This is a genomic window from Streptomyces sp. AM8-1-1, from assembly GCF_032229325.1.
GTDB classification, from domain to species: Bacteria; Actinomycetota; Actinomycetes; order Streptomycetales; family Streptomycetaceae; genus Streptomyces; species Streptomyces achmelvichensis.
Genome location: NZ_CP135086.1, coordinates 2,690,120 through 2,713,307 on the forward strand (window position 1 = coordinate 2,690,120; position 23,188 = coordinate 2,713,307).

Below are 23,188 nucleotides of genomic sequence, written 5' to 3' on the forward strand. Positions count from 1 at the left end.
CGCAAAGGCACAGCGTCCCTGTTCTCCTGACTGAACACTGTCAGCCTGCAGTCAGCGCCGCGTCGAAGGTGGCTGCGCTTCCTGCGTCCTCCTGCGGACGGGTCGGGCAGTAGTCGCTCAGCGGGCAGCTTCCACAGACGGGCTGCTTGTCACGACACAGGTTCTCGCCGATAAACCTGATGGCGGCCATGCGCACCGGTGCGTCACGGCCAGCGCCGAGAAGCTTGATGAGGTTGAGCCGACCCTCGGTCAGTCGGTTGGTCAGGTGCGATTCGTTCTGCTGAACCCTCGCAGCCACCCGCAACGCACTCTGGCCGACCAGCATTATGTCGCCGCCGGCCAGCAGCCTGAACAAGGCGAGCTCAGCCGGCTTGAGTCCCATCACCTTGCTGTGATCAAGAACCGAATCCGCGTTCATCCAGACCTCGGGCTTGTCGACGACCGGACTGAGCCTGTCCTCCAGACGCTTGCGGAGTGCTGCTGTCGGCGCCGCGTTCACGAGGGCGAGATAGACGTCCTGCGTCAGTTCCTTGTGTCCAGCGACCTCGTCCATCACGTCGGAGAGCTGCTTCGGGTGCAGCTTGCTTCCTGAAAGCACCGCCATGACAAGAGCCCCGAGCGGCTTCATCTTCCGGCCACCGGGGAACTGGTACCACTGCCTGCCCGCACGCTGCTCCCTGGCCCAGCGAGTCAGTTCCTCACGTACCTTCGGCCACTTGTCCGCGGCCTCGTCCCCGGTGGGAACATCTTGCGGCAGGAGAACCCGGGCCGCGGCTTCGCCCAACAGTGGGGGAACCGCGTTGCCAATCTGGCGGAAGGCGTCGCTCCGCGTACCCGCGAACCGAAAGCGGTCCGGGAAGGTCTGGATCCTCGCGGCTTCACGCACGGTCAGCGTTCGCGCCTCTTCAGGATGGATGTACCAGTAACCGTCCTTGGCGATGTGCGCGGTGATAGTGCGGCTCAATTCATTCCAGTCCAACTTCTTGTACTTGTCGGTGAATTGCTCCGCGTCGTACCTCTGGAAATTCTTCTCGTCCTCTTCCAGTTTCTCTTCAAGCTCGGAGTAGAGGGTTTTGGAATCCATGACCGTGAAGATCCTGAAGTCGTCGGTACGAACCCGCCGCGTCATGTGGTCGTGAATTACACCCTTATCGGCCCTTCTGCGCATCTCCTTGGCGAAGGAAGAGAGCTTCGGCTCCTCCTGCTCGTCGTAGTCGCCGACTCGGGCACCTACCGCTTTCAAAGGCTCTGGATTGAGTGCAGGAAGGTCGCCGATGGCGTCCCGAAGGGTGGTCAGTTTCTTCGGCTTGCCCCAGCCGAAGCCGCCACCGTCTCTACGTGCGAGGAGGATCAGACGCTTCCTGTGCTGCGGCACGCGATAGTTCCACGCATCCACGAGACGCACCTGCGTCACGTACCCAAGACTCTCCAGCATTTCCTCAATAATGCGGATTACGCTGAAGTCATCGCCGAGTCCCATGTCAGGGACGTTCTCCATGAGGACGACACGTGGCAGGAGCCGCTCCACCACATCGACATAGGCGCGCCAGAGTTCCTTACGGAGATCGTGTGGGTCACGGTTGTGGTACTCGACTAGGTGCCGGATCTTGCTTCGTCCGGCACGACTAAACGGCTGGCAGGGGGGGCCTCCCGCCACGATGTCGATCTCGGCGCCGGAGTCCAGAATTCGCTGGACAAATTCGCCTCGCTGGACGTCGTCCCCGAGGTCGAGACAGAGACTCATTCCCGGGAAGTTCGCTGCATGAGTCTCGCGAGCCCGCTCATCGAAGTCCACGGCTGCGGCGGTGGTCCATCCGGCCCGTTCAAGGCCCAGGCTCAGCCCGCCGGCACCCGAGAAGAGGTCGACAGCCAGGCGTTTATCTTTTCCGTAACCGGACTGGACCCATTTCCTGAAATCGTCCGGCTCACAGTGGTGCCTGTGCTTGTCCAGTTTGAGGTAGTCGCTCCGCTCCAGGGGCACGCCATACGTGCTTTTTGCCCCCTTCTCCTTCGCCACGACCCACTCCTCCGTACCTGACGACCTGAACGACCTCCAGGAGATCACGCACGACGCTGCGGAGGCAAGGCTTCCGGCCGGTCCACGCCGCCGCAAAGCCTCGTCTGTCACGCGGGTGACCTGCCTGGTGAACACTGCCGTTCACTCACCGTGTCCCATTGGTAACTTGAAGCAGTGTTCTACTCTTGAGCCACCCCATGTTAGAGGACACCCCTTGGGCCCCTCCTCGGGACTCCCCCGTTCCGGTTGCGATACGTCCACGAACGTCACCTGTCTCAACGAACCCCCGAACCAGAAGACACGTTCGAGCACAGGGGCTGCGCCCCTTTCGCCGGGTGCCGCAACCACAGTGGACCGCTGCCCCGGCACGTACTGCCCCAAATATTCTGAGCAGCGTTTCCAGAGCCCTCCCCGCCGTTAAGATCGCAGCTGGTGCTCCTCGGGCGGGGGTGCGGGTACGAAGCGGTCAGAGGGGCGAGCGTGGACTCCGAGAACACACAGACGTTCCTACGTCCCCGTGCGCGCCTGATGAGCACACTCGGCGAGGAACTGATCAGCAACGAGCGGGTGGCGCTCACCGAGCTGGTCAAGAACGCCTACGACGCCGATGCCAGCCTGGTTGTGATCAGGTTCAACGGGCCGTTGGAGGAGGGCTACGGTTCCATCGAGGTGTGGGACGACGGACACGGCATGTCCCCCGAGACCGTCCGGGACACCTGGATGGAGATTGCCACACCGTTTCGGCACCGTGCTCCGCGCAGTGAGCAGTTCGGGCGACGCGTTCTTGGTGCAAAGGGGATCGGGCGCTTCTCCGCAGCCCGCCTCGGCGCCGTGACCGCGATCAGGAGTCGCAAGGCCGGCGGCCCCGAGGTGAACATCCGGCTCGACTGGAGTGACTTCGCCGCCGAGAACGCCTACCTCGACCAGGTGCCGGTCCAGTGGAACGTGGGCGCTCCCGAGGTGTTCGCTGACAACGGCCAAGCGCGTCGCCTCTTCGACGAGGTGACAACTGCTTTCCGCACAAGCGAGAAGCAGGGCGCATGGATGGGCTCTCACGGCACCCTCGTCCGGCTCGAAGGGCTTCGGCAGGACTGGGGGGCCGAGTCGGTGGAGAGCCTGAAGCGGTCCCTGTCCCGACTCCTCCCTCCTCCCCCTCCTGCGGAGCTGGACGTACCCGACCAGCCGGAGTTCGCGATCTACCTCTCCCTTCCGACTGGGCCGTTGGACCACCACACCGGTTTCGTCGGGGCCAGCGAAGCTCTGGCGCATCCGCACTACCGCCTCATAGGGACCATCGACGAAAACGGTCTCGCCGACCTGACCATGACCAACCTGACGTCCGGGCAGTCGGAGACCCTGAACCAGTACCTCTTCCCGTCGCATGGGAGGGCACCCAAGTGCGGTCGCCTGAAGCTCGACCTCCGTACCTGGGACCTCGACTCGGCGTCCCTCAAGGAGATGCTCAACATCGACCTCGGGGCCCGCAACATCACCGAGGTCCGTAAGCTGATCAAGGACAACAGCGGTGTCGCCCTCTACCGGGACGGCTTCCGGGTGCAGCCCTTCGGCGAGGTCGACTTCGACTGGCTGGGCTTCGACCTCCGCCGTGTGAACAACCCCACCATGCGGTTCTCCAACAACCAGGTCGCGGGTTTCGTGTACATATCGGCGGACGGCAACCCCGGGCTTCGGGACCGGTCGCACCGGGAAGGGCTCATCGACTCTCCGGAATACGAGGACCTGAAGGGCGTCCTGACCCAGGCCGTGAGCCGACTCGAGACCTGGCGCTACGGGCTGCGCCGTCCGAAGCGAGAGAGCCGCGAGTCGGATCCGATTACGGTGGACACCCCATCCGGTGCTGGAAGCGACCGCCACGGCCTGTTCCAGAACTTCACGCTCTCGCCCGTCCGGGACGTCGTCAACTCAAAGTACCCGGACGACACCGAGTTGAGCCGCGCACTGGAGGAGGCTCAGGAAACGATCGACGAGAGCGTCGAGAAGGTTCAGGAGGTCCTCTCGCAGTTCTCCCGCCTCGCGACTCTGGGAGCGCTGGTCGACGTCGTACTGCACGACGGTCGAACGGCACTGACCCGCATCGCCTACGTCCTCCGCCGGCTGAACAAGCTGGCGGGCCGCAAGCGCGAGGAGGACGAACAGCTCGCCTCCGCTCTCGCGAGGATGCACGTCGACCTCACCGCGCAGGAACAGGCTCTGGACCGGCTCTTCACCCGCGTCGAGCCGCTGAGCGGCAGGCGGCGAGGCCGTCCCCGCACTCTTTCCCTCCAAACCGCGATCGACGAGGCCGTCGCGGTCCACGAGGGCACGCTCGAGAAGCACGGCATCACCGTCACCGTCAGCGGCGAGGACGTGACAGTGACGGCTGACCCCGGTGACATCTCCCAGGTGGTCCACAACCTCGTAGGGAACTCGATCTACTGGCTCTCCACCCTGCCCGAGGGGAAGGAGCGCGCCATCCTCATCGAGACGAGGCGGACGCCCGAGGGCGAGGTCGAAATCGACGTGAGCGACAGCGGTCCCGGAGTGCGTGAGGAGATCCAAGAAATGATCTTCGACACGTACTTCAGCGACAAGGAGGACGGCATTGGTCTGGGCCTCAGCATCGCCGGCAGCGTCGTGAAGGACTTCTACGACGGCTCCTTGGCCCTGGTTACGCCAGGGCCCCTCGCCGGAGCCACGTTCAGGGCAAAACTGCGAAGGAGAGTTGGGTGACGGACGGGGGCGCGGTGTACCGAATCTTGATCGTCGAGGACGAGGTGGACATCGCGGAGGAACTGTCCGAGATGCTGGTGGAGGAGCTCTCGGACCTCGGAACGCTCGACATTCACGTAGAGAACGATTTCGACGAAGCTGAACGCCTGCTGGAGACTCAGGCGTTCGATCTGGTTGTTCTGGATGTCAGGGACGCGACACGGCGTGGCTCCACCGCGCATCCCAACCTGCAGGGCCGTGAACTGCACGACCGGATTGCCAAGACCCGCTGGGTGCCGGTCGTCTTCTGCACCGGCCTCGCGGAGCAGGTAAGCGACCTGGCGCAGCCACCGCTCATCCAGGTGGTCCCGAAGAATCGCTTGGACGACGCCGTCGCTGCGATACGGGAGGGACTTGAGTCCGGTGTCCCGGTCCTCACCCGGCACATCACCGCCCTCGTGGACGAGCAAGTACGCGGATTCCTGCGGGACGAGATCGCCCCGAACTGGGACCGGCTCGGGGCTGTTGACCGTAGCCAGATCACCCCCGTCCTCGTGCACCGCCTCGCAGCCTGGCTGAAGGAGAACGCGGTCGAGGCCCTCGGAGCAGTGCTCGGTTCCTCCGAGGACCGTGTGATGGGACACGCGTCGACCGCGCGGATGTACTTGATGCCACCGGTCACGAAACACGTGACCGCCGCAGACGTTCTGCGGGATCCCCAGGACGGCTGGTGGGTCGTCCTCACGCCTGCATGCGACCTCTACGAGGACTTGCCCAGCGGCGGCAATCGAGCGGCCAAGGCCGAGTACGTGCGTATCGCCAAGGCGGTTCCGTTGAGCGAAGCACCCTTGATCGCTCGTTGGATCGAGGCCGGATCCCCCGTCAAGGGGAGCCGGGAGCGGAACGCGGCTCTGGAGATGTTCCGCGACAACAACGCCCGTTACCGGATTTTGCCCAAGTACCTCGACATCCCGGACCTCTTGGTCGACTTCGAGATCGTGCAGTCTGTTCCCTTGGCAGAGGTCCGCTCGTGGACCCGCGTCGCCACGCTGGACAGCCCGTTCGCCGAGGCCATGCTGACCTCGCACGGGCACACGGTGGCCAGGATCGGCACCCCGGTCGTCGACTTCGAGAACATTAAGCAGTCCCTCGGGCTGGACGGAAAGGGGAAGGCCGCGGACCAGAACTCGGTTCCCAACCCTCGTACCACGACGAGGGAGGTCAAGGAGTCCTGACTTTCGGCCCGGTGATCAGCATGTCGGCTAGCCGTCTCGCCCAAAGTGATGGTTTTTAAGGCGTGATCTGAGCTTGACTGTGTCGAGGATCTCAGACGGCAATAGTCGTCGAGTCCTGTGATCCATAGCAGGCGAGCTGGCGAATGCTCATCGGGTTTCTGTGCCACTGATGCGAGGTGATCGCGGCTTGTGGACTATCCGTGGACGGGTGATCGATAACCGATGGGCAAGATGCCCGTGACCTGCGCAGACGCCTTAGGCTGAAGCCCCCTCCGGAGCCGTGTGTGCAGGTTCGAGTTCTGCGGGGTCACTTCCCATGAAGTGCCCAACGGAAGCGCAAGGCCCGGGTCCTCCTCTCGTGCAGCCGTGTGCCACCCGCACCGACCGTATGACAGGTGCCGTCGCCTCTTCGCGCCCGGATCACGGCCCATCGCCCCATGCCATCAGCCGGAAACGGCGCACGCCCCCAACCAGCCCCATGCCCGCCCAGTTGCCCTCCACCAGGTCACCCCCGAACCTCGCGGACCATCCCCCCGTCGGCCGCCGAGAGCTCCAAGCCGTACCGCAGCCCAAAGCGGGTGAGCAGGTCGGCCAGTTCGTCGAAGCGACGCGGGTCCACGACGCCGTTCAGCAAGAGGTCCGACGCGTCGATGGGTTCGATCTCCACCTGGCACCAGCTGGTCTCCAGCTCGTACGCGTACCAGGATGACGACCTCGACCTCCAGCCGGCTCTCACGAAGCGCTCCGCCACAGACGAGGCGTCACGACAGCCGCGCAGGCTGCCACTTATGTTGTTGCCGGCCTCGATCCACTCAGGGTCGAGCTTCCGGCCGTCGTCGGATATGTCCACGCCCGGAGTATGGATCACCATGGCCCGGCCGCGATCACTGGTCCCCTCGCAGCAGGTCTTCGATCCCCCGGTGGCGACTCCCCGACGGCCGAGCTCCAGCGGTCATCCCTCCGGAGACAAGTGCCGCTTGTGGCCACAGCCGCCCCGCGAACGGCCCGGTCCACCACCTGCCGAGCGCCCGTACCCGGGCCCAACTCCCCCACACAGGTGCCGCATTGGTCTAGGCCAACACCCTCCCGTCCCAGTAGTCTCGTCCCCGGCCAGTGGCACACCATCCCCCCCCACCCAGGTTGCGTGCTGGCGCGGGCACCCCCCTACCCCCACGCACCACTCTGCCCAGCAGCCGGGTGAACTCCCATGCGCCGCCTTCAGGAGGGTCACGGTGAACGTTCGCACCCGAAGCTCCGCGATTATCGGCACCATCTGTCTTGTTGCTTCCCTCGCCTTGTCCACTGCTTCCGCCGACGAGTCCGCCGCCCCGCCGAAAGCACCGCCGAAAGCCCCGTCGAAGGCGGCCGCGGTCGCTCTCGAGCACGTGGCCACCGCGAAGAATCCGATCGCCGGTGCCGCCGGGCCCGGTGGGACCGTGTGGATTGCCGAGCGGGCCGGGACCGTACGGGTTCTGGACAGCAGAGGGCTCGGCGCGCCCGTGCTCGACATCACCGCGGAGACCACCGTCGACGGGGAACGCGGGCTGCTGGGTATCGCGTTCGACAAGCGGTTCGCGTACTTCTACATCTCGTACACGAACCTCGAAGGCACCAGCACCATCGACGAGTTCGCCGTGCGGAACGGCAAGATACAGAAGAACACCCGGCGCACCGTCCTCACCCAGACGCAGCCGTACGCCAACCACAACGGTGGTGACATCAAGTTCGGGCCCGACGGCTACCTCTACATCGCCTTCGGGGACGGCGGCTCGGGCGGGGACCCGCACGACTACGGGCAGAACCTCGGCACCCTGCTCGGCAAGATCGTGCGGATCGACCCGAGGGGCGCCAAGCCGTACGCGATCCCGGCCGACAATCCGTTCGTGGGTGACCCGAACGCGAAGGACGAGATCTGGGCGTACGGGCTGCGCAACCCGTGGCGGTTCTCCTTCGACGCCGGCACCGGCGACATGGTCGTCGGCGATGTCGGCCAGAGCGAGTGGGAGGAGATCGACTGGGCCCCGGCGAGCAGCAGGGGCGGCGAGAACTACGGATGGTCCGAGATGGAGGGCACCCATCCCTTCCGCGGTGGGACCGAGCCGGCGAACCATGTGCCGCCCGTCCACGAGTACGGCCGTAACGGGCTGGGCTGCTCGGTGACCGGTGGATTCGTCTACCGCGGCAAGGCGATCCCGGCGCTGAAGGGGCAGTACCTCTTCAGCGACTACTGCGACGGCACCGTCCGCGCCCTGCAGATGAAGGACGGCAAGGTGACCGGCGAGAGCGACCTCGGCGTCAGTGGCGGTGAGGTCATCTCCTTCGTGCAGGACGGCTGCGGCGAGCTGTACGTCCTCGACATCGGTGGCGCCATCCACCGCATCGACCCGGCGTAACCGGGTCCGGCTTCGGTGCGCCGGTGGGGGTTCGCCCCCGCCGGCGCTGCACCCGACCGGGTGATGCGCGCGACGTAGTGCCTGCCCGGCGGCCCCGTCAGGGAACCACTCCTCCCGTACGAGGCCTCGTGCGCACCGAACTCGAAGGGACGAGCTTGTGACCACCAGAGTGAGCATCGACAGCGACAAGTGCATCGGCTCGGGCATGTGTGCTCTGACCGCGCCCGCGGTCTTCACCCAGGACGACGACGGGTACGGAGTCGTGCTGCCCGGCCGTGAGGGCGGGGACGGGGACTCGCTGCTGAAGGAGGCTGCTCGTAGCTGCCCCGTACAGGCCGTGACCGTCAGCGGTTGAGGCGGGTACGGCCGGCCGCTGATGCCGTCGGATGCCGGCCGTGGGGTGCGTGGGTACCACCGGCCCGGCGCCCGATGGCGGGATCCCAGCCCACTAGGCTCAGCGGTCGGCCGTCAGCCCACCCGTCGCAACAGGAGCCCGTCATGCCCTCGGACAGACCGGACAGACCGGCGGGCAGTCGCCACCTCACCTACGCTCCCGCCGGTGCGACCACTCCCGGCGACGGCACCTGGACCACGGGAATCCCGGGCTGCCGCCGCTATGAACGAACGGTGGTCATCGGGCATGGCGACAGCGACTGGCGCGCCGCCGCCGATGCCGTGCTGCGGTGGGGCGTCAAGCGCCGTAGCGGCTTCCGGGTCACTCCGCTCGTGGGCGCCGGTGAGCGGGTCGTCGAGGGGGCCGAGTACCGGATCACGGCGGCGTGGGGGCCGGTGGCCGTGCATGAGCCGGTGCGGGTGGTCGCCGTCGTGGACACGGCCGACAGGTGCGGCTTCGCCTACGGCACGCTGCCCGGCCATCCGGTGTCCGGAGAGGAGGCCTTCGTGGTGGGCCGCGACCCCGACGGGCGGGTCACCCTGACGCTGCGGTCGCTGACCGGCCGCGCTCCCGCGGGTCCGTGGCGGACTGTCTTCCCGGTGCTTCTGATCGCGCAGCGCTGGTACCGGCGCCGGTATCTGCGCGCCCTCCTGCACCCCGCGTCGCAGGACTGAGAAGACCGATCCCCAGCCCTGGCCTCCTCATGACCAGAGCCGGCAGTCCTCCACGGAGATCTCCGCCACCGCTTCGTTCTCCACGTGCTCGAGATCCGCGATGTAGGCAGGAACGTCGGGCAGCGGTGTGCAGAAGGTGACATTGGCTGTGAGGAGCGCGTCCTCGGTGTCGGCGAAGGACAGGGAGAGGTATCCCTTCACCCCGCTGTCCCCGAATTCCTTCTCCGCCGCCCGCAGACAGGCGCAGATGTACGCCAGGCAGCGCCGCAGCAGAAGGGGCGTGCGCTCGTGAGCCGCGGTGGGGAGGTCGTAGTCGGCCATTCCCCGGCCGTTGACCGTGGTTTCCTCCGCGAGCCGGTCGAAGTATTCGGCCGGGCCCTGTGGACGCAGATCGGTCAGCACACGGGCCCCGCCGGCCGTCGTGGACCATCCGCGTTCCACGACCTCACGGAACATCGGAGGGATGTCCTGGGATCCCAGCTTCCCGAGATCCGTTTCCTCCAGGAGCGCCTTCATCCGGGAATTGCTTCGCACATCTATCCTTCGCCGAGCGCGGCGAGTCCCTTTCTGATGCCTGCGATGAACCCCGGGTTGCTCCCGATGGCCTTCTCCACTCTGCGCGGAAGGCCCTCGAATTCCCGGTCTCGAATCCGTACTGGTACTTCGCGCCCTTGTTGCGCTGGTCCTGGAAGTGCAACTGGCCCGGTCGCCCGCCCGGGTTGGAACTCTCCACATCGATCCGACAAGGTCCATGGTTCCACAGGGTCTTGCTGGTGATCTGGGTGGCGTGCGTGCCCGTGGTGACATGAGGACATCACGCGGCGGGCCGGTGGGGACGGTTCCCGCGGAGCGGAGGAGACTGCTGGGGTCTGTGACCGTGGTGCGCGCCGGCGTCAGCGGCCAGAGGCCGTCCCGGGAAGCGCCTTCGGGTGCAGCCACGGCGAGAGTCCGACTGCGCCCTTGCCGTAGCGGCGGTCGAGCTCCCGCTGCATATGGTCGCTCGGGACCGTGACGTACAGCCGTACCCGGTTGTTCACAGGGTCCGATCCCACACCCAGATAGCCAGGGGTTCCCGCGCTCATCCGCTTCACCAAGTCCTCACGCACCGTGAGGAGTTCCTGCTGGGAGCGCTCGACGGTCAGCAGGCAGAGCGGGCCGCCCCAGGTCGTGCGGATCTGTCGTTCGTTACCGGGGAGGTCGCCGGTGAAGGTGACCACGGTGACGGTCTGCCCGCCCCTGAGCCCTGCGGGATAGGAGATCCAGTGACCTCCGTACTCCGGGTCCTGTTCGAGGAGTTCCTGGAGACGCTGCTCGGCGGCGTGCGAGACCTTGGACCGGTCGACCGGCTTCCAGCCGCCCGGAGGTGCCTTGCACGGAGTCCTGAAGTCCCTGTCGTCCGCGCCGCCGCGGGGCTTGTCGCCCGGGCGGAGGTTCTTCGCCGGCTCGGTCAGGGTGAGGCGTTTGCCGTCCCAGATACCGGTGAGGTGGTACGTGCCCCACCGGATACCGCGTACCGACTGGGACGTGACGGCGTCCCAGTCCCAGCCGACGACGTCGGGACCGCTGCACGTCGGGGGCATCATCATCCGCGCCACGTGACATATCTGCGGGCCGTGCGAGGCGTTCGCGAGGACCACCGCCGTGACGGCGTACTGCTGGGGCCGGTTGGGCCGGTTCGCGTCCGACTCCGATGCCGAGCCCGGCGCCGCGCGGTTCGTGTTCATTTCCTGCCCGCAGGCAGTGACCAGTACGAGCGCCGACAGCGCGGCGAGCGCTCCGAGGGTGCGGAGTGCGGTGAAGGGTGACCTCATGCCGTTGTGACGGGCGTCACTTCGGAACGGTTCCTGTCGTTCCGTCAGCATTCAGGCGCGCACCGGCGCCCGGGGAAGGTCAGGTGCCGGCCTTCACCGGGGCGTCGCCGCGATCGCCGACCGAGTTGTCCGCCGCCGACCCGGGGATCGGGCGGTCCTCGCGCAGGGCGTCCCACACCTGGTGGGACGCCTTCTTCAGCGGGACGACGCGGCCGGGATCCTTGGGGTCGTACGTCACGGGCAGGGTGACCATGTTCATCCGGTCCGGCTTGATGCCCTTGAGGTCCTTCGCAAGCCCGAGCAGCTTCGTCGCGGATGCCAGGTCCGAGTCCGCGCTGACCGTGCGGGTCGCGGTGTCGGCCAGGTCGTAGAGCTTGGTGGGGTCGCTCGCCAGGCCGATGGAGTCGACGCGGTGCAGCAGCGCCTTGATGAACGTCTGCTGGAGCTGGATGCGGCCGAGGTCACTGCCGTCGCTCACCGCGTGACGGGTGCGGACGAGCTCCAGCGCCTGCTCGCCCTTGAGTGTGTGCTTGCCGGCCGGCAGGGACAGGTGGCTGCTGTCATCCTTGATGGCCTTGCTGGTCGTGACGTTCACGCCGCCGAGCTCGTCGATGAGCTTGGTGAAGCCCTTGAAGTCGACTTCGAGGTAGTGGTCCATGCGGACGCCGGACATCTTCTCCACCGTCTTGACGGTGCAGGCCGGTCCGCCCGCCTGGTAGGACTCGTTGAACATCGCCCGGTGTTCGGCCGGGGCCGTGCCGCCGCCGGGCTTGGCGCACGCGGGACGCTCCACGACGGTGTCGCGCGGGACGCTGACGACACTCGCCTTCTTGTGGGTCTTGTCGACGTGCAGCACCATCGCCGTGTCCGACCGGGCGCCGGTGACGCCCGAGCCGTACTGGCCGTGCGTACCCGCCCGCGAGTCGGAGCCGAGCAGCAGGATGTCCATCGAGCCGTTGCGCTGCCCGCCGGGACGGTCCTTGCCCAGGGCCGCGTTGATGTCGGTGCCCTGGATGTTGCCGTTGAGCTGCGAGTAGAGGTAGGCCAGGCCGCCGCCTCCGACTGCCACGACACCGAGGGCGGTCCAGGCGGCGATCCGCAGTGACCTCCGCCGAGCCCGGTGCCGTGCCCTGCCCCGAGAGCGGTACACCTTGCCCGGTCCGTACGGGTCCGGCGTGGGGGCGCCGGGCCCGGAGGGCTGGTGCGGTTCTCCGCTCTCGTGCGGCATGCCTGTCCGTCCGTCCTACGCCGGCCGGGCCTTGTCGGCCTGGCCGTCGTCAATCGGGTGGCGCTGCCCGGGTGTTCCGGCAGTCGCCACCGGCCTTCGTTCGCCGTCAGGCGCTCACCGGCTGTGGGTGTGCCGGTGGTCGCTCGTGCGGCGGGTGCTGCTGCCACCGTCAGGCGCTCACCGGCAGTGGTACGCCGGTGGTCGCTCGTGCGGCGGGTGCGCTGCGCCTGTGACGCGGCTGACTCAGTACGCGGAGTCGACGTTGTCGATCGAGCCGTACTTGTCGGCGGCGTAGTTGGCGGCAGCGGTGATGTTGGCGACCGGGTCGGTCAGCTCGTGCGGGGTGCCCTTGACGTGGTAGGCGTCGAACGTGGGCTGGATCACCTGGAGCAGACCCTTGGACGGCGTGCCGTTCTGGGCGTTGATGTCCCAGCCGTTCTCGGCCTTCGGGTCACCGCCGGACTCGCGCATGATGTTGCGGTGCAGGCCCTCGTAGCTGCCGGGGATGTCCTTGGCCTTCATGATGGCCAGCGACTCCTTGATCCAGCCGTCGAGGTTGTTCGCGTACGTCTTCTTCTTCGCCTTGGCCTTCTTGGCCGCGTGGGCGTCGGCCTTGGCGTCCGCCTTGGCCTTGACCGCGGCGACGGAGGCGGTGGAGGCGCTCGCGGAGACCGGCTCGGCGGCGTGGGCGGCCGAGGGCATCACCGTGAGCGCGGCAGCCGCGGCACCGGCGGTGGCTATGCCCGCGACCGAGAACTTGCGAAGGCGGGCGATACGGCCGGTGCTGGACTTCATGTGCGTGGTCATGCGGATGTACCTCTCCATGGGGGACGTGCGGGGAGGCCGACCGGGGGGTCGGTACGGCTGGAGCGGAGTCGGACTCCGCAGCGTGGGCCGGTGCGGTCGGACGGGCGGGTTTCGCCCGGTCCGGCACTCGGCTCCCCGGAACGTCAGCCATGGTTAACGGCGCCCGGCGGTGGACGCAAAGATGTGACGTACTACCGAACTACGCAGATATGTCCCATGTGAGATCGGGTGGGGGGCGCCTGCGGTCGAGCGCGCAGGACGCCACCACTACCGCGCTTAGTAAGTGACGTGGGTCCTATGGGGCGGCTCACAAGCCGGCGGCGATTTGGGATGGTTTGAGACGGGGTGGAATTCGTGGAGTGACGGGATGCGTGCGGCGAGTGGCCGTACGGGGGTGGGCGGGCGTGGGCACGCACGCGCGGGGTTCGAGGGGGCGGGCGCGGGGTGCTTTCGCGAGCGAGGCGGGCGGCAGCGGGGCGGGGGCTTCGCGGTGCGTACGGGTTAGAGGGCTTCGCCGGGTGTAGCGGAAGCGAGGGCATCGCGGTGCGTACGGGAGCGAGGGGGGTTTCGCGAGGCGGGCGGCGGCAGGTGCGGGGGTGCTTCGCGGCGCGTACGGGAGCCGAGGCTTCGCCAGGCGTACGGGAGCTGGGGGTTCGCCGGGCCCACGGGAGCTGGGTGCTCGCGGCGCGTGCAGGAGCTGGGTGCTCGCGGCGCGTGCAGGAGCGAGGACTTCGCCGGGCGCGCGGGAGCCGGGGGCTTCGCCGGGCGTGCGGCTGCCGCGGTTACCGCTGCTGCCGCGTGAACACCGCGACACTCTTGAGCGGCGGCGCAAGCGTCAGGGCCAGGGTGCCGTCGTCCTGGCGGGTGACGGCGAACTCGTGGGCCGTGTGCTCGTCCGCGGGCCAGGTGATCCGCATGTCCCCGTCCTCCGTCTCACGGCAGTCGCCGTAGACGAGCTCCAGACGGGTGGGCGAGGAGGTCGACCAGGTGAACTCGGTGTTGGACGCGTACTCGCCCTCACGGCCGTACTCGACCCAGCCGCGGCCGGAGGCGGTGAAGAGGAGCTTGAAGGAGAGGGGGGCGCGGGACGCGGACCAGAAGCCTTCGAGGTCGGTCATGGGGTGATGGTGGCAGGGCGCGGGCCCGTGCCGGGACCCCATGGCGGGCATCGGTCCCCTCGGGACGGCAGGACCGGAAACGGCGACCACCCCTTCGGGGCCCGGGGAGCCGACCGGTGGCCCCTCACGCCGAGGCGCGCTTCTTCGGCGAGGCCTTGGCCGTCTTCTTCGCCGCCGTCTTCGCCGCGGCCGTCTTCTTCGTCGCCCCTGATGTGGCCTTCTTGCCCGCCGCCTTCGTCGCCGTCTTCGTCGGCGCCTTCGTCGCGGTCGCCTTCTTCGCCGTCCCCGACGTCGCCTGCTTGCCCGCCGCCGTCTTCGACGCGGTGGTCTTCGCGGTGGTCTTCTTCGCGGTGGTCTTCTTCGCCGCCGCCTTCGAGGCGGCCGTCTTCTTGCGGCCCTTGATCGGGGTGACCTCGGCGTGCTCGCCCGTGTCCGTGCCGGCGTCCCCGCCCTGCGCGTTCTTCGCGGCCCGCACGCTGCTCTCCAGCGCCGCCATCAGGTCGATGACCTGGCCGCCGCCGTCCTCGCCCTCGGCCGGCGCGGGCAGCTCGGCGCCCTGGGCCTTGGCCGCGATCATCTCCTCGACCGCTTCCCGGTAGTGGTCGTGCAGCGAGTCCATGTCGACCTCGCCGAGGGTGTCCATCAGGGCGTCCGCCAGGTCGAGTTCGGCCTCGCGGACCGTGACGTTCCCCTCCGGTGCCACCTCGTCCGGCGAACGGATCTCGTCCGGCCACAACAGGCCGTGCATGGCGATCACGTCATCGACGACGCGCAGCATCCCGAGCCGCTCCCGGCCGCGGAGGGCGAACTTGGCGAGGGCGACCTTCTGGCTGCGCTTGAGGGCCTCGCGCAGCACTGTGTACGGCTTGACGGCCGGGCCGCCGTTGGCCGAGAGGTAGTAGGCCGCGTCGATCTGCAACGGGTCGACCGCCGCCCCCGGCACGAAGGCCACGATCTCGATCGTCTTCGCCGTCGGGAGCGGGAGCTTGGCCAGGTCCTCGTCCGCGATCGGGATGACCGAGCCCTCCTCGGTCTCGTACCCCTTGCCGATCTCGTCGTTGGGCACCTCCTTCTCCTCCAGCTCGCAGACCTTGCGGTAGCGGATCCGGCCGCCGTCGGCGGCGTGGATCTGGCGGAAGGAGATGGAGTGGTTCTCCGTGGCGTTCATCAGCTTCACGGGGATGCTGACCAAGCCGAAGGAGATGGCCCCGTTCCAGATGGATCGCACGCTTGATCCCTTTCATCCGAAATTCCGGGAATCGTGGGATTCTCATCGTATGACGCCGATCACAGAGGTGGAGGGGCGGCGCCTGGCGCTGAGCAACCTGGAGAAGGTCATCCACCCCGCCACCGGGACGACCAAGGCAGAGCTGCTGCACTACTACGCCTCGACGGCGGAGGCGATGCTGCCCCACATCTGCGACCGGCCGGTCTCCTTCCTCAGGTACCCGGACGGCCCGGACGGGCAGATGTTCTTCACGAAGAATCCGCCGCCCGGTACGCCATCGTGGGTACGGACCGCCCCGGTGCCGCGCTCCGACGACAAGAACGCCCGGCAGGTCGTCGTCGCCGACCTGCCGTCACTCGTCTGGGCGGCGAATCTGGTCGTGGAGTTCCACACGCCCCAGTGGACGCAGGACGCACCGGCCGTCGCCGACCGGATGGTCTTCGATCTCGACCCCGGCGCCCCCGCCACGGTCGAGGAGTGCCGCACCGTGGCGCTGTGGCTGCGGGAGCGGCTGGCGGAGGACGGGTTCGAGGCGTACGTGAAGACCTCGGGGTCCAAGGGGCTGCATGTCCTGGTGCCCGTGCGGCCGACCCCGTCGGAGGAGGTGTCGGCGTACGCGAAGAGCCTGGCGGTCGAGGCGGAGGCCGCGCTGCCCCGGCTGGCCCTGTACCGGATGGCACGCAATCTGCGGCCCGGGAAGGTCTTCGTCGACCACAGCCAGAACGCCGCCGCGAAGACGACCGCCGCCCCCTACACCCTGCGGGCCCGGGCCGAGCCGACCGTGTCGGCGCCCGTCACCTGGGAGGAGGTGGAGGCGGGGCAGGAGCTGACCTTCCGGATGAGTGACATGGCACCGCGTCTTCAGAGGTACGGCGATCTGCTCGCCCCGCTGACCGATCCCGGGCAGGCGAGGCCGCTGCCGTGAACATGCCGCACCCGCCGCTGAAGGTGATGCTCGCCGAGTCGGTGAGCGCGCTGCCGCGTGGGGGGCGGCTGGCGTACGAGCCGAAGTTCGACGGCCATCGGATGGTGATCTTCCGTACCGCCGAGAAGGTCCTGCTCCAGGCGCGCTCCGGGCGGATCATCACGGACGCGTTCCCCGATCTGGCCGCCGCCGCACGGCAGTTGCCGGAGGGGACGGTGCTGGACGGCGAGGTCGTCGTCTGGTCGAAGGGGCGGACCGACTTCGCCGCCGTGCAGAAGCGCGCGGCCGCAACCCCGGGGCGGGCTCCCGCTCTTGCGCGCCGGCTTCCCGCCTCGTACGCGGCCTTCGATCTGCTGGCCGAGGACGGCGCGGACCTGCGGCGATCCGCGTACGAGAAGAGACGGCGCCGGCTGGTCACTGTGCTCGGGACACTCGGACCGCCGCTCCAGGCCGTGCCGATGACGCTCGACGCCGACGAGGCCGCGACCTGGTACGACTCGCTGCCCGGGATCGGCGTCGAGGGGCTGGTGATCAAACGGCTGGACCAGACGTACCGCAGCGGCACGCGCGCGTGGTTGAAGCTGCGGCACACGTCGGCGCACGACGCGGTGGTCGTCGGATTCACCGGGGCGCGGTCCCGGCCGCACGCTCTGGTGCTGGTCCTGCCCGACGACGACACCCCCGTGGTCTCCAGCCCGCTGACACCGGCACTGCGGGTCCAGGCGGCCGCCGCGCTGCCGGGAACGGCCGCGACGACGGCGTCCGCCACCGGCTCCGGCGATTCCCCCGTGCCGGGCGAGGCGCCCGTGGCGATGGCGGCCGGTCTCGGCGAGGTCGCGTACCAGCCGGTGGCGGCAGGGCTGAGCGCCGAGGTGGAGCAGCGGACCACGCGTCACGCGACCACCACGGTGCTGCGGCTGCGCCTTCCCCCGGACACCGACGGGGACGGGGACCTTCCGGGAACGTCCGGCTGAGGGCGCCCGATCAGGGCCCGGGGCGGTGTCCCGCCTGATCCGCCCGGACCGGCCGCTGCCCCACGCGGCCGTCACGTACCCCGCCCCAGCTGTCCCGTCAGGCCCGCAGCCACGTGCGGCGGTCGCGCGCCGTCGCGTACAGCGCCTCGATGTCCGCGGGCTTCAGCACCCCGCCGAGCCTGGCCAGCGCGGGCACCTCCGTCTCGCGAAGAATCCTCACGTCGGGCGGTGTGGGCAGGACGTCCAGCCGCGCCGCCCCGACCACGGCGAGCACCGGCCGTACGGCCGCGGTCAGGGCCAGCGAGGCGCGCTCGGCCCGGCGGCGGGTGGTGCGCAGCAGCGGGACGGGCTGTCCGCGGCCGGCGCGGACCATCGGGTCGGCGACACGTACCCGCTGCTTCCGGGCGGGCAGGGTGTGCACGGCCAGCGCGCCGGCCGGCCCGAGCAGCAGATGGTCGATGCGGTCGGCGCCGGGCAGCGGTACCGAGTGCAGGACGCGCCATCCCACCGACTCCAGGCGTTCCAGGGCGTCGCCGAGCAGCCGGTCGGCGTCGAGCTGCGCCAGGCGCGGGTCCTGGCGGAAGCGGCTGCCCGAGGCGGGGCCGCGGTCCAGGTCCGTGAGGAGGCTCTCGCCGGAGCGGTTGGGTGCCAGGTCGTCGTCGGGATGGAGGGAGAGCCTGGCGAGGTCGGCGGAGGTGGGCACGGGTGGGGGCCCGATGGTGAAGTCCCCTGTCACATAGGGCGCGAGAGCCGCGAGCACCCCGTCCCGGTACTCGGTCGCGACCAGGCTGATCCGCCCGGCGTCACGGTCGAACCAGGCGACGTTGCGACCGTCGGGAAGGCTGACGTACAGCCGGTCCCGGCCTTCCCTGTGTGCTGGTGTGACGCGCAGCGCGGTCATGCCATCACCCCCGGACCATGGGAACAGCCCCGGGGCCTTCGGGGCAATAACCCCGCGATGCCGGAGCGGTGGTGCACACTCTCCCCAAGCGCACGTTCTTGGGAGGGGGGCAGGCGTGTTCGGGGGAATCAACGACGTCGACTGGGCGTCACTGGAGCATGCCTACGGTCCGGCGGACGACGTGCCGGCCCTGTTGTACGGGCTGGCGTCCCCGGACCCCGCGGAGCGGGAGTCGGCGCTCGACGGGATGTACGGCGCGGTGCACCACCAGGGCGATGTGTACGACTCGACGCTCGCTTGCATCCCCTTCCTTCTGGAGCTGGTCGGCGATCCGTCCGTCGAGGACCGCGGTGGCGTCGTCGAGCTGCTGACCAGCATCGGCGGCATCGATCTCGACGGCGACGACGAACTGGACCCGGAGGACGAGGAGTTCGAGTACGCGGCGAACTACGCGATGGCGGCGTCGGCCGTGACCGCGGGCGCCGACGTCTTTCTCGCGCACATCGACTCCGGGGACCGCGGGGTGCGGCTCGCCGCGCCCCTCGCGCTCGCCACTCTGCACGGTGACCCGGAGCTGGTGCTCGGGCTGTTGCGCCGGCGCCTGGCCGCGGAAGAGGACGCCGAGGTCCGCTTCGCCTGTGTGGAGGCGGCGGGCCGGATAGCGCTGCGGCACGGCCGTCTGGCATCCGAGGTGGTCGAGTGGCTGACCGGGCTGACCCGGGCGACGTACGGCGCGGGGGTCCGGCTGGCCGCTCTGGCCCAGCTCGCCCGCTGCGCCCCGGACGCCCTGCCGCCCGATGTGGTGACCGACGTGACGGGCCTGCTGCGGGAGCTGCGCGCCGAACCGGTGCCCGCCTCCTCGGCGCCCGAGCGGCCGTCGACACCGACGTTGCTGGGGCAGCTGCGCGAGCGCCGCGAGTCGGAGACGGCGGGCCGGCACGCTCCCTGGACGGCGGACCTGCTGCGGACCCTCCACTCCGGTCTGGGTGACCGGGTCGAGGACCGGACTGCGCTGCTGACGGACCAGTTGTGCAGCCCCGACTGGGGGCAGCGGACCGATGCGGTACGGATGAGCGGCGCTCTGCTGCGGACCCGGCGCGGGGAGTACGGCGAGCTGGTGGGGCTCATGGGCGAGCAGCTCAGTGATCCCGAACCGCGGCTGGCGGACGCCGCGGTGCTCGCGCTCGGGGAGCTGTTCGGCCTGGCCGCGCCCGCGGCGGACGCGCTGGCGGAGCGGGTCGAGGCGGACCCGGCCGGCTGGGTGCAGGAGTGGCCCGGCGGGCCGCCCATGCTCGGCAGTGTCGTCATGACCCTCGCGCGCGTCGGCGACCGGCGGGCGGTGCCGGTGCTGGCGCGGCTGCTGGAGCTGGACGAGGCACCGCAGAACCTCGGACATGTGCTGGGCCATCTGGGCGAGAAGGCCCTGCCGCTCGTGCCCGCGCTGCGCCGCCGGCTCGGCGCGCTGGATCTGGACGAGCGGCTCCACGACCTGGCGGGCCCGCTGCTGTACGGACTGACGGCGCTGCGGGCGGCCGACGCGCTGCCGGAGGTGCTGCGGGTGCTGCGCGGGGCGCCCCGGTACCGCAAGGAGTGGGTCGTCGAGCAGGCGCTGCGGGCGCTGACCGCCTTCGGTCCCGCGGCCCGTGCGGCCGCGCCGGATCTGCGGGGACTGCTGGCCGGGGGCGAGAGTTCGGGCGCCTTCGCCGTGCAGACCGCGGCGGCGCTGTGGGCGGTGGAGCCGGGCGCGCGGGAGGTCCTTCCGGTCCTGCGTACGGCCCTGTCGGCGAGTGAACTCGCCGTCCGGCGCGCGGCGGCCGCGGCACTCGGCGCAGTGGGGAGCGAAGCGGCGGCGGCCGCCCCCGCGCTGGCCGGACTGTCGCGGGCACCCGATCCGTGGGCCCGGACGGACGCGGCGATCGCCCTGTGGCGGGTGACGGGCGACGCGCACCGTGCGTGGCCCGTGCTGCGGGCGGCCTGGGAGACCCTTCCGGGCACGCGCCCCGCGATCGCCGCATGCCTCGCGGACCTCGCGGAGGGGTCCTCGGAGCCGGTGGCGGACGAGGTGGAGCGGACGCTGCGTACGGAGATCTCGTCCGTCCGGCGGCACCAGTCGATGGACGGCGGGTACGGCAGCCATGACATCTTTACGGATGAGAAGCTGCTGGCCCTGTGCCGGCGGGCGCTGACGAGGGAGGGACCGGCAACATGATCATTTTCGGAACCAAGGGCTACATCTTCCAGCTGGCGATACTGACGCTGGTGTGCGGGCACTGCGGCAACCCGTCGGCGCACACGCTCCGCAAGCGGGTCACCAAGTTCACGCTGTTCTTCGTGCCGCTGTTCCCGGTGTCGACGAAGTACGCCACGCAGTGCACGTTCTGCGGCATGGAGCAGAAGATCACCAAGGAGCAGGCCGACCAGCTGCTGGCACAGGCCGCGGGCCCGCAGGGCGGAGCGCCCCAGGCCCAGCCGCAGGCGCAGCCGGGGCAGCAGAACCCGTACCAGCGCTGAGGCCACTGCCCGTAGCGGCGCCGGGGTCACAGCCCGTACCGGCCGGGGTCACGCCCCCGCCGGGCGCGAGGCATCCCTCACCCTGCCCCACCGGTGCGCTCCGGCCGGCGGTGCGCGACCGCCCGGCCGGTGGACAAAAAGGACTTCCCTACGAATAAGGTCTACGGGAAGACCGACTGTCCGAGGAGTCCCGTGCGCCCGCCCCGCCTGCTGTACGCCGCGCTGCTGACGGCGGCCACCGCCGCACTGCTGTCGGGATGCGGCGACGAGGGCCGGCTGGAGATCGCCGGCGCCACCCCCACGGCCGTCGGGCCCGTGCGGCTGTGGCCCGGTCTCGCGCCCGTCACCTCGCCGCCCAACGACTACGGCGAGACCGACACCGAACGGGTCCCCGGCATCACGGTCCCGGCCGGCGGGGTGCGCGCACTCGACCCGGTGACGGTCCTGCTCGCCGAAGCCGCCGCCAAGCCGAGCACCTTCACCGGCGCCGACGACCGCTACCAGGAGACGGTCGCCCAGCTCCGCGGCTGCGAGGCGAAACCCGCGTCCTGCCCGGTGCTCCCGCCCTACTACCGCGATCTGACCGGTGACGGGCAGGACGAGCTGATCGTCGGCATCACCCTGCCGCAGCAGCAGACGGCGGTGCGCTGCTACATGCCCGACAAGGGCGCCCTGATCCGGATCATGGCCACGTACGACCAGTTGGTGAACGTGGAGCTGGCCGGCCGGGACCTCGTGCTGCGTTCGGTCTCCGCCGGCATCCCCGGGTACGAGTACCGCACGGCGTGGTCCTGGGACGCCCGACAGAACGCGATGCTGGCGACCAGCGACGAGATCGTCCGCGTCACACCGTCGCCCTCCGCCACTCCGCCGCCCTCCGTCGCGCCGAGGCGTCCGGCGGCCGGGCCGTGAGAACGCCGCGACTGCCCCGCTGGACCGCGACCCTCACCTGGAAGGCCGCGGTCTTCATCACCGTGATGTGCTGTGCGCTCGCGGCGCTGCTGGGCGCGCTGGTGCACGCCGCGGTCACCCGGCAGACGGTGGAGGAGTCCCGCGGGAAGGCACTGGACCGGCTGACGGAGGCCACCGCGGCGTACGAGGGCGGCGCTCCCCTGCCCCGGTACGCGGGCGTGGATCCCCCCGGCCTGCCGGTGGCGTTGCGCGATGTCGCCGTCGGCGGGAAGCGCGGCACGGTGGTGAGCAGCTTCGAGGGGCACCCGACCATGTGGGCCGCGGGGCCCGCGGACGGCCGGGCCATCGCCGTACGCGTCGACTACACCCAGAGCGCGAGCACCATCGACGGCCTGGACCGGGCGATCGTGGGCTCGTCAGGGCTGGCCATCGGGGCCACGCTGCTGGTCGGCGCGTTCGCCGTCACCCGGGTCACGCGCCGGCTGCATCTGACCGCACAGGTGGCGCGGCGGATCAGCGCGGGCGACCTCGACGCCCGGGTCAACGACCCGCGCACCGAGGACCCTTCGCGCCGGCAGGACGAGGTGGCGACGGTCTCCGGCGCGCTGGACACGATGGCTTCCTCGCTCCAGGGAAAACTGCAGAGCGAGCAGCGGTTCACCGCGGACGTGGCGCACGAGCTGCGGACCCCGCTGACCGGGCTGACCGCGGCGGCCGAGCTGCTGCCCGAGGGCCGCCCGGCCGAGATGGTGCGGGACCGGGTGCGCGCGATGCGCTCGCTGACCGAGGACCTGCTGGAGATCTCCCGGCTGGACGCGGGCAGCGAGACGGTGGACCTGGAGGTGCATCAACTGGCGCGGCTGGCCGAGCGCGTGGTGCGGCTGTCGGGGACGGACACCGAGGTGCGGGTCGTACGGGACGCGGCGGTCGAGACCGACCGCCGCAGGCTCGAACGCGTGCTCGGCAATCTCGTCTCCAACGCCCACCGGCACGGGAGGCCGCCGGTGGTGCTGACCGTGGACGGCCCGGTGGTGACCGTCATCGACCACGGCCCGGGCTATCCCGAGTATCTGCGGGCGCACGGTCCCGCGCGGTTCCGCACCGAGGGCGGCAGCAAGGGGCACGGACTCGGGCTGACCATCGCGGTCGGCCAGTCGGCCGCGATCGGGGCGGAGTTGCGCTTCACGAACGCGCCCGAGGGCGGCGCGGCTGCCCGGCTGACGCTGCCCGAGTACGTGCGGTTCGACGACGACTCCCCCGACCTCGCCCCGGAGGACGAGAGGTGACGATCCGTCGACTCCTCATCGGCACACTATTGACATAAAGGGACATAAGACTTGCGTCTTGCTAC

20 protein-coding genes are annotated in these 23,188 nt (G+C 69.5%); 11 read left to right on the forward strand and 9 right to left on the reverse strand.

Annotated elements, in window-relative coordinates; genetic code table 11:
• Positions 1-40: 40 nt before the first annotated feature.
• A complete protein-coding gene (locus RPQ07_RS11995; protein WP_313944106.1) occupies positions 41-2,017 on the reverse strand; it encodes a DNA cytosine methyltransferase in 1,977 nt (658 codons plus the stop codon).
• Positions 2,018-2,497: 480 nt separating this feature from the next.
• Between RPQ07_RS11995 and RPQ07_RS12000 the strand changes: the two genes are divergently transcribed.
• Both RPQ07_RS12000 and RPQ07_RS12005 read left to right on the forward strand, forming a co-directional pair.
• The gene (locus RPQ07_RS12000; RefSeq protein ID WP_313944107.1) at positions 2,498-4,747 is read left to right on the forward strand and encodes a sensor histidine kinase; all 2,250 of its coding nucleotides are present in this window, start codon (positions 2,498-2,500) and stop codon (positions 4,745-4,747) included.
• The gene (locus tag RPQ07_RS12005; protein WP_313944108.1) at positions 4,744-5,961 is read left to right on the forward strand and encodes a hypothetical protein; all 1,218 of its coding nucleotides are present in this window, start codon (positions 4,744-4,746) and stop codon (positions 5,959-5,961) included. The genes RPQ07_RS12000 and RPQ07_RS12005 overlap by 4 nt, the downstream gene beginning before the upstream one ends.
• Positions 5,962-6,466: 505 nt before the next feature.
• On the opposite strand, the gene RPQ07_RS12010 is transcribed toward RPQ07_RS12005, so the two are convergent.
• Complete coding sequence (locus tag RPQ07_RS12010; protein WP_313944109.1) at positions 6,467-6,811, reverse strand: hypothetical protein; 345 nt, start codon at positions 6,809-6,811, stop codon at positions 6,467-6,469.
• Between the two features lie 382 nt (positions 6,812-7,193).
• On the opposite strand from RPQ07_RS12010, the gene RPQ07_RS12015 reads away from it, so the two are divergent.
• The 3 genes from RPQ07_RS12015 to RPQ07_RS12025 all read left to right on the forward strand — a co-directional run bounded on the left by RPQ07_RS12015 (position 7,194) and on the right by RPQ07_RS12025 (position 9,422).
• Complete coding sequence (locus tag RPQ07_RS12015) at positions 7,194-8,354, forward strand: PQQ-dependent sugar dehydrogenase (RefSeq protein ID WP_313944110.1); 1,161 nt, start codon at positions 7,194-7,196, stop codon at positions 8,352-8,354.
• Positions 8,355-8,511: 157 nt separating this feature from the next.
• Entirely contained in the window at positions 8,512-8,709 is a 198-nt protein-coding gene (locus RPQ07_RS12020) for a ferredoxin (protein ID WP_313944111.1), read from the forward strand.
• A 143-nt stretch (positions 8,710-8,852) separates the two neighbouring features.
• Positions 8,853-9,422 carry a DUF1990 domain-containing protein gene (locus RPQ07_RS12025; RefSeq protein WP_313944112.1) on the forward strand — a complete coding sequence of 190 codons (570 nt, stop codon included), beginning with the start codon at positions 8,853-8,855 and terminating at the stop codon, positions 9,420-9,422.
• Between the two features lie 27 nt (positions 9,423-9,449).
• Here RPQ07_RS12025 and RPQ07_RS12030 read toward each other — a convergent pair whose 3' ends face one another.
• The 6 genes from RPQ07_RS12030 to RPQ07_RS12055 form a co-directional block, all read right to left on the reverse strand.
• Positions 9,450-9,956, reverse strand: a complete 507-nt coding sequence (locus RPQ07_RS12030) for a hypothetical protein (RefSeq protein ID WP_313944113.1) — start codon at positions 9,954-9,956, stop codon at positions 9,450-9,452.
• A gap of 359 nt (positions 9,957-10,315) precedes the next feature.
• The gene (locus tag RPQ07_RS12035; protein WP_313944114.1) at positions 10,316-11,233 is read right to left on the reverse strand and encodes a hypothetical protein; all 918 of its coding nucleotides are present in this window, start codon (positions 11,231-11,233) and stop codon (positions 10,316-10,318) included.
• A 79-nt stretch (positions 11,234-11,312) separates the two neighbouring features.
• Entirely contained in the window at positions 11,313-12,461 is a 1,149-nt protein-coding gene (locus RPQ07_RS12040; protein WP_313944115.1) for an LCP family protein, read from the reverse strand.
• A 243-nt stretch (positions 12,462-12,704) separates the two neighbouring features.
• A complete protein-coding gene (locus tag RPQ07_RS12045) occupies positions 12,705-13,268 on the reverse strand; it encodes a transglycosylase SLT domain-containing protein (RefSeq protein ID WP_313944116.1) in 564 nt (187 codons plus the stop codon).
• Between the two features lie 782 nt (positions 13,269-14,050).
• Complete coding sequence (locus tag RPQ07_RS12050) at positions 14,051-14,386, reverse strand: hypothetical protein (protein WP_313944117.1); 336 nt, start codon at positions 14,384-14,386, stop codon at positions 14,051-14,053.
• 124 nt (positions 14,387-14,510) lie between these two features.
• A complete protein-coding gene (locus tag RPQ07_RS12055) occupies positions 14,511-15,614 on the reverse strand; it encodes a Ku protein (RefSeq protein WP_313944118.1) in 1,104 nt (367 codons plus the stop codon).
• A gap of 49 nt (positions 15,615-15,663) precedes the next feature.
• On the opposite strand from RPQ07_RS12055, the gene ligD reads away from it, so the two are divergent.
• Positions 15,664-16,539 (forward strand): non-homologous end-joining DNA ligase, encoded by an 876-nt coding sequence (ligD, locus tag RPQ07_RS12060; protein WP_313944119.1) that lies wholly within the window; start codon positions 15,664-15,666, stop codon positions 16,537-16,539.
• A gap of 2 nt (positions 16,540-16,541) precedes the next feature.
• Positions 16,542-17,513, forward strand: a complete 972-nt coding sequence (locus RPQ07_RS12065) for an RNA ligase family protein (protein ID WP_313948867.1) — start codon at positions 16,542-16,544, stop codon at positions 17,511-17,513.
• A 97-nt stretch (positions 17,514-17,610) separates the two neighbouring features.
• Here the strand turns inward: RPQ07_RS12065 and RPQ07_RS12070 are convergent, their stop codons facing one another.
• A complete protein-coding gene (locus tag RPQ07_RS12070) occupies positions 17,611-18,414 on the reverse strand; it encodes a nuclease-related domain-containing protein (RefSeq protein WP_313944120.1) in 804 nt (267 codons plus the stop codon).
• A 115-nt stretch (positions 18,415-18,529) separates the two neighbouring features.
• Between RPQ07_RS12070 and RPQ07_RS12075 the strand changes: the two genes are divergently transcribed.
• The 4 genes from RPQ07_RS12075 to RPQ07_RS12090 all read left to right on the forward strand — a co-directional run bounded on the left by RPQ07_RS12075 (position 18,530) and on the right by RPQ07_RS12090 (position 23,123).
• Entirely contained in the window at positions 18,530-20,623 is a 2,094-nt protein-coding gene (locus RPQ07_RS12075) for a HEAT repeat domain-containing protein (RefSeq protein ID WP_313944121.1), read from the forward strand.
• Positions 20,620-20,925, forward strand: coding sequence for a zinc-ribbon domain-containing protein (locus tag RPQ07_RS12080; RefSeq protein ID WP_313944122.1), 306 nt, complete (start codon positions 20,620-20,622; stop codon positions 20,923-20,925). Before RPQ07_RS12075 ends, RPQ07_RS12080 begins: the two co-directional genes overlap by 4 nt.
• A gap of 192 nt (positions 20,926-21,117) precedes the next feature.
• Positions 21,118-21,837 (forward strand): hypothetical protein, encoded by a 720-nt coding sequence (locus RPQ07_RS12085; protein ID WP_313944123.1) that lies wholly within the window; start codon positions 21,118-21,120, stop codon positions 21,835-21,837.
• A complete protein-coding gene (locus RPQ07_RS12090) occupies positions 21,834-23,123 on the forward strand; it encodes a HAMP domain-containing sensor histidine kinase (RefSeq protein WP_313944124.1) in 1,290 nt (429 codons plus the stop codon). Before RPQ07_RS12085 ends, RPQ07_RS12090 begins: the two co-directional genes overlap by 4 nt.
• Positions 23,124-23,188: the final 65 nt, after the last annotated feature.